This is a genomic window from Phytoactinopolyspora halophila, assembly GCF_003287285.1.
Lineage (GTDB): Bacteria > Actinomycetota > Actinomycetes > Jiangellales > Jiangellaceae > Phytoactinopolyspora_A > Phytoactinopolyspora_A halophila.
This window is the reverse complement of the sequence record NZ_QMIG01000016.1, coordinates 66,478-79,894: the sequence shown is the minus strand read 5'-3', so window position 1 is coordinate 79,894 and position 13,417 is coordinate 66,478. Positions and strand designations below refer to the sequence as shown.

The 13,417-nt window shown below is 66.9% G+C and carries 11 protein-coding genes; 5 read left to right on the top strand and 6 right to left on the bottom strand.

Going from position 1 to position 13,417, the window contains the following annotated elements; all coding sequences use genetic code 11:
• Nucleotides 1-39: 39 nt before the first annotated feature.
• Nucleotides 40-2,139 (bottom strand): DNA gyrase/topoisomerase IV subunit B, encoded by a 2,100-nt coding sequence (locus DPM12_RS14840; protein WP_245951282.1) that lies wholly within the window; start codon nt 2,137-2,139, stop codon nt 40-42.
• A 368-nt stretch (nt 2,140-2,507) separates the two neighbouring features.
• Here DPM12_RS14840 and DPM12_RS14835 point away from each other — a divergent pair, with 368 nt between their 5' ends.
• Entirely contained in the window at nt 2,508-2,717 is a 210-nt protein-coding gene (locus DPM12_RS14835; RefSeq protein ID WP_112259113.1) for a DUF7455 domain-containing protein, read from the top strand.
• Between the two features lie 213 nt (nt 2,718-2,930).
• Here the strand turns inward: DPM12_RS14835 and DPM12_RS14830 are convergent, their stop codons facing one another.
• From DPM12_RS14830 to DPM12_RS14810, 5 genes are all read right to left on the bottom strand, one after another.
• Nucleotides 2,931-3,536 (bottom strand): rhomboid family intramembrane serine protease, encoded by a 606-nt coding sequence (locus DPM12_RS14830; RefSeq protein ID WP_112259112.1) that lies wholly within the window; start codon nt 3,534-3,536, stop codon nt 2,931-2,933.
• A gap of 71 nt (nt 3,537-3,607) precedes the next feature.
• Nucleotides 3,608-5,221 (bottom strand): RNA polymerase sigma factor, encoded by a 1,614-nt coding sequence (locus DPM12_RS14825; protein ID WP_425467599.1) that lies wholly within the window; start codon nt 5,219-5,221, stop codon nt 3,608-3,610.
• 127 nt (nt 5,222-5,348) lie between these two features.
• Nucleotides 5,349-6,935 carry a SpoIIE family protein phosphatase gene (locus DPM12_RS14820; RefSeq protein WP_112259111.1) on the bottom strand — a complete coding sequence of 529 codons (1,587 nt, stop codon included), beginning with the start codon at nt 6,933-6,935 and terminating at the stop codon, nt 5,349-5,351.
• A 5-nt stretch (nt 6,936-6,940) separates the two neighbouring features.
• Nucleotides 6,941-7,513 carry an HhH-GPD-type base excision DNA repair protein gene (locus DPM12_RS14815; RefSeq protein WP_112259110.1) on the bottom strand — a complete coding sequence of 191 codons (573 nt, stop codon included), beginning with the start codon at nt 7,511-7,513 and terminating at the stop codon, nt 6,941-6,943.
• Complete coding sequence (locus tag DPM12_RS14810; RefSeq protein WP_112259109.1) at nt 7,513-7,941, bottom strand: universal stress protein; 429 nt, start codon at nt 7,939-7,941, stop codon at nt 7,513-7,515. The genes DPM12_RS14815 and DPM12_RS14810 overlap by 1 nt, the downstream gene beginning before the upstream one ends.
• Before the next feature lie 155 nt (nt 7,942-8,096).
• Here DPM12_RS14810 and DPM12_RS14805 point away from each other — a divergent pair, with 155 nt between their 5' ends.
• The 4 genes from DPM12_RS14805 (at nt 8,097) to DPM12_RS14790 (ending at nt 13,314) form a co-directional block, all read left to right on the top strand.
• Nucleotides 8,097-9,542, top strand: a complete 1,446-nt coding sequence (locus tag DPM12_RS14805) for a DNA polymerase IV (RefSeq protein ID WP_112259108.1) — start codon at nt 8,097-8,099, stop codon at nt 9,540-9,542.
• 150 nt (nt 9,543-9,692) lie between these two features.
• A complete protein-coding gene (locus DPM12_RS14800) occupies nt 9,693-10,379 on the top strand; it encodes a response regulator transcription factor (protein WP_112259107.1) in 687 nt (228 codons plus the stop codon).
• Complete coding sequence (locus DPM12_RS14795; RefSeq protein WP_211659006.1) at nt 10,376-11,857, top strand: sensor histidine kinase; 1,482 nt, start codon at nt 10,376-10,378, stop codon at nt 11,855-11,857. Before DPM12_RS14800 ends, DPM12_RS14795 begins: the two co-directional genes overlap by 4 nt.
• Nucleotides 11,858-11,898: 41 nt before the next feature.
• Nucleotides 11,899-13,314: a S1C family serine protease gene (locus DPM12_RS14790; RefSeq protein ID WP_112259105.1), complete on the top strand. Its 1,416-nt coding sequence runs from the start codon at nt 11,899-11,901 to the stop codon at nt 13,312-13,314.
• Nucleotides 13,315-13,417: the final 103 nt, after the last annotated feature.

Below are 13,417 nucleotides of genomic sequence, written 5' to 3'. Positions count from 1 at the left end.
TCAGCTTAACTGAACCCTCGCTCGACGAAGCCGCCCTGCCTATGCGTCGATGCGATCGCGGTCGAGCTCGGCCGCCCCGGCGATGATGAACTCCTTGCGCGGCGCCACATCGTTACCCATCAGCAGCTCGAACATCCGCTCCGCGGCTTCAGCGTCCGTCGCCGTGATCCGGCGCAACCGCCGGTGGCGCGGATCCATCGTCGTCTCGGCCAGCTGATCCGGATCCATCTCACCCAGCCCCTTGTAGCGTTGCGGCGGTTCCTTCCACCGTACGCCCTTGCGCTGCAGGTCGAGCGTGACCCGGTGCAGCTCGGCATCGGTGTAGGTGTAGATGTACTTCTCCTGGCCCTTCTTCGGGTTGATCAGCTCGATCCGGTGCAGTGGTGGCACGGCGGCGAACAACCGCCCTGCCTCGACGAAGGGCCGCATGTACCGGAAGAACAGCGTGATCAACAAGGTACGGATGTGCGCGCCGTCGACGTCGGCATCCACCATCAAGATCACCTTGCCGTAACGGGCCTGTTCGATATCGAACGTGCGGCCCGAACCCGCGCCGACCACCTGGATGATCGAGGCACACTCGGCGTTCTTGAGCATGTCGCCGACCGACGCCTTCTGCACGTTCAGGATCTTGCCCCGGATCGGCAGCAGCGCCTGATACTCCGCGTCCCGCGCGGACCGGCCAGTACCGAGCGCCGAATCACCCTCGACGATGAAAAGCTCGGACCGATCGAGGCTAGTGGACCGGCAATCGACCAGCTTGGTGGGCATGGTGCTCGTTTCGAGGGCATTCTTGCGGCGCACGGTCTCCTTGTGCAGCCGCGCGGCCACCCTCGCCTTGGCGGCGGAGACCACCTTCTCCAGCACGGCCGACGCCTGCGGCTTCGTCGCGCGTTTGGTGGACGTGAGAAAGGCCTTCATCTCCCGCTCCACCACACCGGCCACGATCGTGCGCACCGCCGAGGTCCCCAAGACCTCCTTCGTCTGGCCCTCGAACTGTGGCTCGTCCAGCCGTACGGTGACGACGGAAGTCAGCCCTTCGAGGACGTCATCCTTTTCGATCTTGTCATTGCCCGCCTTCAACCGCCGCGCGTTGGCCTTCACCTGCTCCCGCAGCGCCTTGACCAGACCCTGCTCGAAGCCCGTGACATGCGTGCCGCCCTTGGGCGTGGCGATGACATTGACGAACGATCGCGAGACGGTGTCGTAGCCGCCATCCCAGCGCAAAGCGATGTCGACCTCGCAGGTGCGCTCGGTGTCCTTGGAGATAAGCTGACCGTCCTCGTCCAGCACCGGCACCGTCTCACGAAACGTGTCCTGCCCGGTCAACCGCAAGACGTCCGTGACGGGAGCGCCCGGACTCAAGTACTCCACGAACTCGCTGATGCCGCCGTCGTGGCGGAACTTCTCCTCCACGGCGGCCTCGCCACGCTCGTCGCGGATCACCAGCTCCAGACCCGGGATCAGGTACGACGTCTGCCGGGCCCGCGAGAGCAGCTCGTCCCAGGCATATTCGGCCTCGTCGAGGAAGATCTGCGGATCGGCCCAGAACTTCACACGCGTGCCCGACGCGCGCTTCGCCGTCTTGCCGATCACGCGCAGTTCGGAATGGTCGGTGAACGGTTCGAAGCCGGCGTCCGGGCCGTCACCGGAGAACGTTCCCGGTTCACCGCGACGAAACGACATCGCGTGGGTCCGGCCGTCCCGGTCCACCTCGACGTCGAGCCGTGCCGAGAGCGCGTTGACCACGCTGGCCCCGACACCGTGCAGGCCGCCAGTGGCCGCGTAGGAGCCGCCGCCGAACTTGCCGCCGGCATGCAGCTTGGTGAAGACCACCTCGACGCCCGACAGGCCAGAACGGCTGTGCCGGTCGATCGGAATGCCGCGCCCGTTGTCGCGGATCTCCGCGGCGCCGTCGGCGCGCAAGAGCACCTCGACCCGGTCACAATGACCAGCCAGCGCCTCGTCCACCGCGTTGTCGATGATCTCCCAGAGGCAATGCATCAGCCCACGTGAGTCGGTGGACCCGATGTACATACCCGGCCGCTTGCGCACCGCCTCCAAGCCTTCCAGGACCGATAGGTGGCGTGCGGTGTAATCACTGCCCTGGCTACGGGTACCGGCTGGTTGAGCCGTCACTGCGTGAGCCCTCCTCACCTGGACTGTTCCGGATGCATCCGACCATGCATCAGCGCCGCCAGCATAGTCGGCCACACCGACGAGGTTCACGTGCCACGCCCGATCCGACGGAGGCATAACGTGATCGACGTGCCATATCAGACGAACGATGTCACAATGCGGGGCGCCGGGATTCTCGTTGATCCCGGCCTCGGCTCGGCAATGACGCCTGATCCGTGTGACCAGAGTCACCGGGCATCCTGTACGCGTAGAGCGAACCCGGCCCGTTGCGTGATGGCGGGAACGGATTCCGATGGTGAGATGTTTGTACGGATGCACGACATGACCATCGCTCGGCGGTGGCCCATCGATCAGGAAGGTGCGCGAAAGTGACAGCTAGTCTCGCGACCAAGCCGTTGAACGTTGCTGACCGCTGCGACAGCTGCGGCGCCCAGGCCTACATCCGTGCGGTTCTCGATCAAGGTGAGCTGTTGTTCTGTGGTCACCATGGCCGGAAGCACGAGCCCAAGCTCCGGCCGATGGCCATCGAGTGGCACGACGAGACGGCCCGCCTCAACGAGACCGAGCCGCCCGGGTGACAGCCTCGCCGTGAGGCGGGCCGCCAGCTGGAGGTGTCAGCTGGCGGTCGGCTCCCCGGTTCTCCGGCAGCTGCCCGGCGGAACGACGCGGGACGAGCTGGCTCCCACAGCCGAGAAGCGCACGCACCCACACTCCACAGCTGAGAAGTGGACGCATCACCCAGACGGGACTTATATCCCTGACGGGCTCACACCCGTATCCGTCGACGGGCCCTACACCCGTCGTGCCACGGCGGCCGTACCGTGGCGCTGGCGCATGACGTACGCCATCACCACACCAGCCACCGCTCCGAACAGGTGGCCCTGCCACGAGATTCCGGGCTGGCCGGGTAACAAACCCACAACGATGCCGCCGTACATGATCACCACGACGACGGCCACCAGGATGTTCACGACCTTGCGTGTCAGCAGGCCCCAGGCCACGAGGAACGCGGCGAAACCGTAAACCAGCCCGCTGGCACCGATGTGGTTCGTATTCGACGCCGCCGTCAACCACGTGGCCAGGCCCCCGAGCAGCGTCACGCCGATCGTTACCGGCCAGAACATCCTCGTCGTCACCGCGACGAGCGATCCCAGCAGCAGGAACGCACCCGTGTTCGCGATCAGATGATCGAAGCCGCCGTGCAGCACGGGCGCGGCAACCACGCCCACCAGACCCTCGGCGCTGCGTGGCTGGATGCCATATCGATCGAGATCCAGCCCGGGTAACGCGTCGACGATCTCGAGGACCCACATCGACGCGGCAAGCACCAGCACCGGGATCACCAAACCGATGAGACCGGGCGTCCGTCGCCGCTCGATGTCACCAGGCGAACTCATCCTCACCACCTACGGCCGTGCCGGCCATGACGGCGTCCCGAGCACGCCCCGTCCCGTCTCGTCGGCTCCGATCAGCCCAGGTAGTCGCGCAAGACCTGCGAACGCGACGGGTGCCGAAGCTTGCTCATCGTCTTGCTCTCGATCTGGCGGATCCGCTCCCGGGTCACGCCGTAAACCTTGCCAATCTCGTCCAGCGTCTTCGGCTGTCCGTCGGTGAGCCCAAACCTCATCGACACCACACCGGCCTCGCGCTCGGACAGCGTGTCCAGCACCGCGTGCAGCTGCTCTTGCAGCAACGTGAACGACACGGCCTCTGCCGGCACGATCGCTTCGGAGTCTTCGATGAGATCCCCGAACTCGCTGTCGCCGTCCTCGCCCAGCGGCGTGTGCAAGGAGATCGGTTCCCGGCCGTACTTTTGAACCTCGACGACCTTCTCCGGGGTCATGTCGAGCTCTTTCGCCAGCTCCTCAGGCGTCGGTTCGCGGCCTAGGTCCTGCAGCATCTGCCGCTGCACCCGGGCGAGCTTGTTGATGACCTCGACCATGTGCACCGGAATCCGGATGGTGCGCGCCTGATCCGCCATCGCCCGCGTGATCGCCTGGCGAATCCACCACGTCGCATACGTGGAGAACTTGTAGCCCTTGGTGTAGTCGAACTTCTCGACCGCCCGGATCAAGCCGAGGTTTCCCTCTTGGATCAGGTCCAGGAACAACATGCCCCGGCCGGTGTAGCGCTTCGCCAGCGACACCACCAGCCGCAGGTTCGCCTCGAGGAGGTGACTCTTGGCTCGCCGGCCGTCCTCGGCGATCCACTTCATCTCGCTCTTGAGCTTGCCGTCCATGTCCGAGGACTCGTTGGCCAGCTTCTCTTCGGCGAACAGCCCCGCCTCGATTCGCTTGGCGAGCTCCACCTCCTGCTCGGCGTTGAGCAGCGGGACCTTACCGATCTGCTTGAGGTAATCCTTGACCGGATCCGCCGTGGCGCCCGCGACGGCCACCTGCTGCTCGGGCTCGTCCGTGTCGTCTTCCTCGGACAGGACGAAGCCCTCGTCCGTGAGCTCGCTGGGCTCCGGGCCGTCGGGGAGCGCGGGAGAAACGGTCAGCTCGACCTCGTCCTCTACCTCGTCGTCTTCGGCGACGACCTCCGGATCCGGATCTTCCACGTCTTCGTCGGGAACCACGAGATCCTCTGCCTCGACCTCGGCAACCGGATCCGGGTCCTTCTTGCGGGCCGACTTCTTCGCGGTGCCTGCGTCCTTCGGCGCGGCGACCGCTTCGTCCAGCACATCGGCCTCCGCCGCGTCAGAGGGCTCGTCATCAACTGCTGCCGTCGGGGTATTCTTCACCGCAGTCTTCACAGATCCCTCGCTCTTCTTCGCTGGCTGCTTGGGTTCCTTGTCCGCTGGTGCGGTCGCCGTCGTCGACACTCGCCGAGACGCAGCAGCCATGACCCGCTTGCCATTGCCCCGCGAATCCTCGGCCGCTATCTCGACAGTAATACCTGAAGTCTTCAAATGCTCAACGACGAGGCGGCTCTCCTTCATCGGAAGGTTCGCCGCCTCGCATGCGGCACGTACCTCCTGTGCATGCACCGAGCCGGTTTCACGACCTCGCATCACAAGCTCTTGTACGGGCGGCAGCTCGAAGATCCGGGCGTACTTGGAACGGGACGAGCTTCGCGACACGAACAACCTCTCGCTAACTGGCTTCGACTGGCTTCAGGGACATTCAGGATGGGGCAACACATCATTCTGACATGGCGCAGGCTCTCCGCACTCCTCCCGGACCGTGAGAAATGAAACGTGGCGTGGCTCACGACGGCCGTCTCCACCGTAGCGCGAGAATGGTGAGATCGTCGGATGGGCCCACCGTGCGTAGTCGCTCGACCACCGCGTCGAGCATAGGTTCCAAGGGGTCCTTGCGGTGATCCTCGAGGCACGAAAGGAGCTCACCCACACCTTCCTCAACACCACGGCTGCGATTCTCCACCAATCCGTCGGTGAACGCGACGAGAACCTCGCCGGGAGTCAGGTCGATCCTGCGCGTGTGCCGCGGCTCGGCTACACCGATGGGCGTGGTGTCGGTCCCGCTGTCGATCAACTCCAGACGGCCCTCCGGCGGTATACGCACCAGCGGAAGATGGCCGGCGTCGCCGAGACGGACCACGCCTTCGGCCGGATCGAGCAGCAGATACACGACCGTCGCCATCTCGACCGATCCCCCGCCCTCGACCAGCCGGTCTAGACCGGACAGCACCGCGCTCGGCTCCGGATTCGCCAGGGCTAGCGCGCGCAGGGCAGCGCGCAGCTGACCCATGCCGGACGCCGCCGGCAGCCCGTGCCCCATCACGTCACCGACGACGACGGTCACCTGTCCATCCGGCAGCTCGATCGCGTCGTACCAATCACCGCCGACGGTCTGTACCACTCCCCCCGGCACGTTGCGGGCGCGCAGGTCGAGCCCGTCGATACGGGGCAGTACCGGCGGTTTCAGGCTCTCTGTCAGCGACTCGGTGGCACTGCGCTCCTGCTCGAACATCCGGGCACGCTCGAGCGCCACCGAACATTGCTGGGCGACCGCCCGCAGGAAGCGGCAGGCCTCGGACTGGAACTCCTGTTCATGATCGAATGCGAACCGGATGGCTCCGATCCGGCCGGAATCCGTCGACAAGGGCAGCACGGCCCAGGACCGTTCATCGGTCGTGTCGAGGAATTCCTGGAAACGGCCGTCCGGAAAATCCTGGCGTGCCCGCTCGCGGTTGGGCAGGAAGAGCGGCCACCCGGTCCGCACCACCTCGGTCATGGGCGTCACGGCATCGTCCGGCCAGCGCGAGACGAACGGGCCCTGACCACTCTCGCGGTCCTCACCCACCAGCGTGATCGCCGTCCAGCGTGCGCCCACCGTCGCCCGGCCGATCACCGATGCGGCCGCGATGACCTCGCTGACCGTCATCGCATCGGCGAGCTCCTCGGCGACTTCCAGCAACCGGGCGTTGCGGGCCCGGCTGTGCCGAAGCGCCGAGAGAGCACTGCGCTGCGACGTGTCGTCCACGACGAACATCGCGACCTCTTGGCGCGGCCCCTCGTCGACGAGATACCAGGTTGACCGCAGATAGGCCACCGAGCCGTCGGCGGCAGGCGACGGCGGCTCGTCCGCCTTCACCGTCTCGCCGGTGCGCAGCACCCGGTCCACCATCGTCTCGGTGTGCCTGGCCAGTTCCGGCGGCAGCACATCGCCCGGCCGCCGGCCCAGGTGCTCGGCGACCGTCTTACCCGATCTGTCGGCGAGAAAAGCATTGACGGCCAGGTAGCGGCACTCGTCGTCGAAGACAGCGAACCCGACGGGTGCGTCGGCGCCGGCTAGCGCTCCCAGTAGCCGCTGCGCATCCGCTGGCCGCACGGCACCTACCCCTTCGCCGCGCGCTTGGCTTGCCGCTTGAATTCGCGGACTTCGAGCAGCGAATCGGCATCGACGACGTCGGCGACGGACCGCTTGGCGCCCTGCTCACCATAGGGGCCAGCGGCCTCGCGCCACCCCTCCGGCTGCACGCCGAACTGCTTGCCCAAGAGCGCCAGGAGAATACGAGCCTTCTGTTCGCCGTATCCGGGCAGCGCTCGCAGCCGGGCCAGAAGCTTCTCGCCCGTCTCGGCGTCCCGCCAGATCGCTCCGGCATCGCCACCCCAGTTCTCCGTGACATAGGCAGCGAGTTTCTGCACCTTTCCGGCCATCGAGCCGGGAAACCGGTGCACGGCGGGTTTCTCCGCCAGCACGCTCGCGAACTCCTCGGGATCGTACGCCGCGATCGCACCGGGATCCAGCGACCTGGTGCCCAGCCGGGCCGCGATCGTCGCCGGACCCGCGAACGCGCGTTCCATCGGCACCTGCTGGTCCAGCAGCATCCCCACCAACAACGCGAAAGGATCGCGGGCCAGCAGCTCGTCGGCGGCCGGCTCCCCGACCAGGTGTAGTTCGACCATCACGTTGCGCCTTCCACCTTCGTGGCATCCTCTGCCTTAACGGCCAGCACCGGGCACGGCGCGTCCAGAAGGATACGCTGCGCGTTGCTACCCAGGATCAACTTTCCCACAGGACTGCGCTTGCGTAGCCCGATGACGATGAAATCCGCCGACGACTCTTCGGCGACCGCGATTAGATCGTCAGCGACATCCATGCCGCGCACCAGCTGCCGCACGTCGGCCTCCACGCCGGCCTCGGCAAGCTGCGTACGCACATCTTCCAGTTCCGCGTCATGCTGGAGGCTCTCCTCGGGCTCGAGGTCCCGTCCGCCCCGCTCCGAGTGGATGACCACCAGGCGCGCACCGCGGAGCTTCGCCTCTTCGGCAGCACGGCGCAACGCGGCGCGTCCCTCTGGCTTGGCAACATAGCCCACAACGATCGCCGTCATCGCATCCAGCCTTCTCTCGCTCGTTTCTCGTCGGCGCTGGTCTCGGCGTCACCCGAGACTAGCGTGTGCGCGTTCGCCACCGACATCCTCCATCCCGCCCCGTATAGCGGATCGTCAACGAGTCTTCCCGGGTTCTGACAGGATATGGTGCATCGATGACCGCCCGGACCGACCCGAGCGTGCTCCATCTCGACCTCGACGCCTTCTTCGCCGCGGTCGAACAGCGCGACAAGCCGTCCCTGCGTGGCCGGCCGGTCATCGTCGGAGGACTCGGCCCCCGCGGCGTCGTGTCCACTGCATCCTACGAGGCCCGTGATTTCGGCGTCCGCTCCGCGATGCCCATGTCGGAAGCCCGATCGCGATGCCCGAACGCCGCCTTCCTGGCTGGCCGGTTCGGCGCATACCGTGCGGTGAGCCGCACCGTGATGGAGCAGTTGCACACACTCTCCCCGCTGGTGGAGCCCCTGTCGCTGGACGAGGCCTTCGTCGATCTCGCCGCCGGTGAGCACGACGATCTCTCCGCCACTGCGGTGCGTGGCATCGGCGAGCGGTTGCGCTCCAACATCCACGCGGCCACCAGCGTCACCGCCAGTGTCGGCGCCGCGACATCTAAAACGCTCGCCAAGATCGCGTCGGAGAAGGCCAAGCCCGACGGCCTCGTCGTCATCGAGCCGGGAACGGAGCTCGATGTCTTGCATCCCATGTCGGTCCGGGTGCTGCCGGGCGTCGGGCCCGCCACAGCCGATCGCGTCGCCCGCCTCGGCATCAAGACCGTGGGCGATCTGGCGACCATGTCCGAACACGAACTCGTCGATCTCCTGGGCGAAGCGCACGGGCGCTCGCTGTCCCGTCTCGCCCGAGGATACGACGATCGGCCGGTCAGCTCGGAGCGCGCGTCGAAATCCATCAGTGTCGAGGACACGTTCGACCACGACATCACCGAGCCGGCGCTGCTCACCGCCCTGGTGAACCGCATGGCAAGCAAGGTGGCCGAGCGACTCGCCGCGTCGGGCCACTCCGGCCGGACCGTCACGCTGAAGGCGCGGCTGCACGATTTCACCACCCTGTCCCGTTCGGTCACGTTGCCCGGACCCACCGACGCCGCCCGCGAGATCTCGCGGCTGGCGGTACAACTCCTCGACGAGATCGACACCTCGAGCGGAATCCGGCTCCTCGGTGTCGGCGTGTCCGGCCTGTCGGACTGGGTGCAGCATGACCTGCTCAGCTCCGTCGACACGGATGACGCCGGCCGTTCGGATGACGTGAGCGGTAACGGTGAGGCGGGCGAGCGCGAACCCGGCGAGCATGTGGCCGGTGAACGTCGGCCGGGCGTGGGTGAACCCGGCGTGGGTGGGTCCGGCGAGCGTGGCGCCCGTGAACGTGACATCGACATCGACGCGGCGCTGCACCGCCAGCACCCGTGGGTGCCCGGAATGGACGTCGTTCACACGCAGTATGGCCCCGGTTGGGTGTGGGGCAGCGGCCTCGGCCGCGTCACGGTGCGCTTCGAGACTGCCGACACCCCTCCTGGGCCGGTCCGTACCTTCGCCGCCGACGACCCCGACCTCGCCGCCCCCGACAACTCCACCACGTCAGAATGATCATGTTTGGTACGTTTCCTCGGGCCGTAACACGGCTGTAGACGTGTTACGGCCCGAGGAAACGTACCAAACATGATCATTCTGAATCTGGGGTGGGGCTGGTGGGCACGTCTCAGGCGTTTTTCACGTCGACGCGGCACACTGAGCGTCATGGACGTTCTCGTCGTCGACGACGACCCCGCAGTACGGGAGTCACTACGCCGATCGCTAGCGTTCAACGGCTACGGCGTGGAGCTCGCCAGCGACGGCGAAGAGGCGCTGCGATATGTCAGCCAGGCACAACCTGACGCCGTCGTCCTCGACGTCATGATGCCCCGCCTCGACGGCTTGGCCACCTGCCGCGCCCTGCGCGCCGCTGGCAACGACGTGCCGATCCTCATGCTGACCGCACGAGACGAGGTATCCGACCGGGTCTCTGGACTCGATGCCGGCGCCGACGATTACCTTCCCAAGCCGTTCGCCCTCGAAGAGCTCCTGGCCCGCCTGCGGGCGCTGCTGCGCCGATCCGCGCCGGCCGGATCGCCAGAATCCGAGAGACTCCAGCTCGCCGACCTCACCCTCGATCCCGCCACCCGCGAGGTCACCCGCGGTGACCGGCATCTGCGGCTCACGCGCACCGAATTCTCCCTGCTGGAGCTGTTGATGCGGCATCCCCGGCACGTACTCACGCGCGAGCGCATCCTCGAAGAGGTCTGGGGCTACGACTTCCCCACCACGGCGAACTCTCTGGAGGTGTACATCGGCTATCTCCGACGCAAGACCGAGGCCGAAGGCGAACCGCGGTTGATCCACACCGTCCGGGGTGTCGGCTACGTCGCCCGGGAGGATCCACCGTGAGTGGCCACACACCCGCGCCTTCCCCACCGCCACCTCCGCAGCATCCACCGCCACCTCCGCAGCCGAGCAACTCGCACGCGTCGCGGGCATGGCAGGCGTTGCAACGACGGCTGCGCCGGCTGTCGCTGCGGGTACGTATCGGGGCGCTCGCAGCGCTCAGCGTCGGGCTGGCCGTCACGCTCACCGCACTCGCGACATACCTCACCGTCTCCAGCCAGCTCACCCAGAGCGTCGACGATAACCTGATCGAACGTGCGCAAGAGGCGGTGTCCACACCTCTAGGGGAGCCGTCCACCCTGGTGCAGGTACCCGCCGAGGCCATCCTCGCTGCCGACCTGCGGATCGCGATCGTCGGTTTCGACGACACGGGCTCCAACGCCTGGAGCGCCCAGGGAGAGGAGAGCGCGCCACCACTGGGCGAGCCAGAACTCGCTGTCGCACGCGGCTCGACCCCGCACAGCGTACGTACGGCAGAACTGCAGGGCGATTCCTATCGCGTCGTCGCCGTCCCCGCAGGACCCGGGCTCGCCCTGGTGCTCGCACAGTCCACCGAGCCGACCGAGCGTACTCTCGACCGTCTGCAGGTCGTCTCGTTCGTCGTCGGTGGTCTCGGCATCCTCGTCGCCGCCTGGGCCGGTGTCTCCATCACCCAAGCCGGCCTGCGGCCCGTCCGGAGGCTCACCGACGCCGCCGAGCACGTAGCCCGCACGCAGCGTCTCGACCCCATCGACGTCGACGGCAACGACGAGATAGCCCGCCTGGCGCACGCGTTCAACGCCATGCTCGCCGCACTCAACGACGCGCGGTTGCGTCAGGCACGCCTGGTTGCCGACGCTGGGCACGAGCTGCGCACGCCGCTGACCAGCATGCGCACCAACCTCGATCTGCTGGAACAAAGTGATCGCCAAGGCGGGCTCGACGCCGACGAGCGGGCACAGCTCATCGCCGACGTCCGGGCACAAGCCGAAGAGCTGTCCCAGCTCATGGGAGATCTTGTCGAACTCTCCCGGGAAGATCGTCCGCAGTCGGCATCGAGCCGCGTCGATCTGGCCGACGTCGTCCGCGATGCCCTGTCCCGGGTGCAGCGACGCGCTCCCGGCGTGACCTTCTCGGCGGATCTGCACTCGTGGATGGTCGACGGTGACGCTCAACTGCTCGGCCGGGCCATCACGAACCTCCTGGACAATGCCGCCAAGTACAGTCCGGCCAATGGCACCGTGACGGTCACCTTGCGCGATGGGACCATCGACGTCTGTGACGAAGGGCCCGGCATCGCCGATGAGGACCTCCCACACGTTTTCGAACGCTTCTATCGTTCGTCCGAAGCCCGCGGTCGTCCCGGTTCGGGGCTGGGACTCGCGATCGTGCGTACCGCCGCCGAGCGTCATGGAGGGCACGTCTATGCCGGCCGCGCACCCTCGGGAGGTGCCCGCCTCACCATGTCGCTACCATCGCCTTCTTCGCGTTCTTTAGCCTGAATCTCAGCAGGATTTCAGAGTTTCGGGTAACGGTTGGAACTATGAACGAGTCGCGTCACCAAGAATCCAGTCAACATGACTCCGCCGAGCAGCACGGCTCCTCGCCGCCGCCTCCTCCGGTGCCCGGGGCGGGCTGGTCCGGGCCGTCGGGTACGCAGGATCGACCCGACCCGTGGAACGTCACCGGCGGGGCCCAGGGCCACCAAACCCACTCCGGCAACTCATCCGCGTCTCAGCCTGGCGCCGCACCCCACGGGGCGGGTTCCGGGCCGCATGCCACTCCCGCTGCCTCCACGGCCAACGCCGGGTCAGGGGCAGCAGACACGACCGTGCTGGCCGCACCCGGTTCCGCACCCCAGCAGCCGAAGAAGAACCGGGGGCGGGTGCTCGTTGCCGGGCTCGTCATCGGCGCACTCATCGGTGGTGGCGCGGGCGCCGCGGTGTACGGCGTGCTCGACGCATCGGACGAGCAGCAGTCGACACGAGAGCCTGTCGAGAGCAGCTTGGCAAGCAACGACAACACGGCCGCCGACACCTCCGCACCGTCCGGATCCGTGGAAGACGTGGCCAACGAGATCCTGCCGAGCGTCGTATCGATCACGGTGCCCGGACAGTTCGGGCAAGACAATGCCACCGGTTCCGGCGTGATCATCTCCTCTGACGGTCAGATCCTCACCAACAACCACGTCGTCGAGGCCGCCGGTGCTCGCGGGCAGCTCCAGGTAACCTTCGAGGACGGCACCTCCACCGACGTGGTAGTCGTCGGGACCGATCCGATGACCGACCTGGCCGTGATCGAGGCACAAGGCGTCTCCGATCTGCCTGCCGCACCGTTCGGCAGCTCCGGGGAGCTCAGTGTCGGCGAGCAGGTCATCGCGATCGGCTCGCCGCTGGGCCTCCAGGGGACGGTCACGACGGGCATCGTGTCCGCGCTGCAACGGCCGGTAGCCGTCGGCGAGGAGCGTACTGCGCAGACGGTGATCGACGCCGTGCAGACGGACGCGCCGATCAACCAGGGCAACTCCGGCGGTCCGCTGGTGAACATGTCGGGTGAGGTCATCGGGATCAACAGCGCGATCGCGACCTTGGGGCCGCAATCCGGCTCGATCGGGCTGGGCTTCTCCATCCCCATCGACCAGGCGAGCCGTATCGCCGAGGAGCTGATCCAGAACGGCAACGCGACACACGCCCAGATCGGGATCGGTGTCGACACCCCGCAGGACACCCAGGGTGCTCGCGTCGTGGAGGTCGCCCGGGACGGCGCCGCTGCTGATTCTGACCTGCAGCAAGGTGACGTCATCACCCAGATCGATGATCGCGTGATTCAGGACCACATCACGCTCATCGCCGCTGTTCGTTCCTACGATCCCGGCGACGAGGTCACACTCACGGTCGTGCGCGACGGTGAGGAGACCACCGTCGACGTGGTCCTCGGCAGCGACGCGCAGACCACCTGAGGCCCCTCCCCAGGTCGCAGGTCCAGCTCCGGGTCCCCGGTCCGGTCCCTGGTCCCACGACTCCGGAGCCTACGGCCCGGCACACCCGACGAGGCGGGTTCGT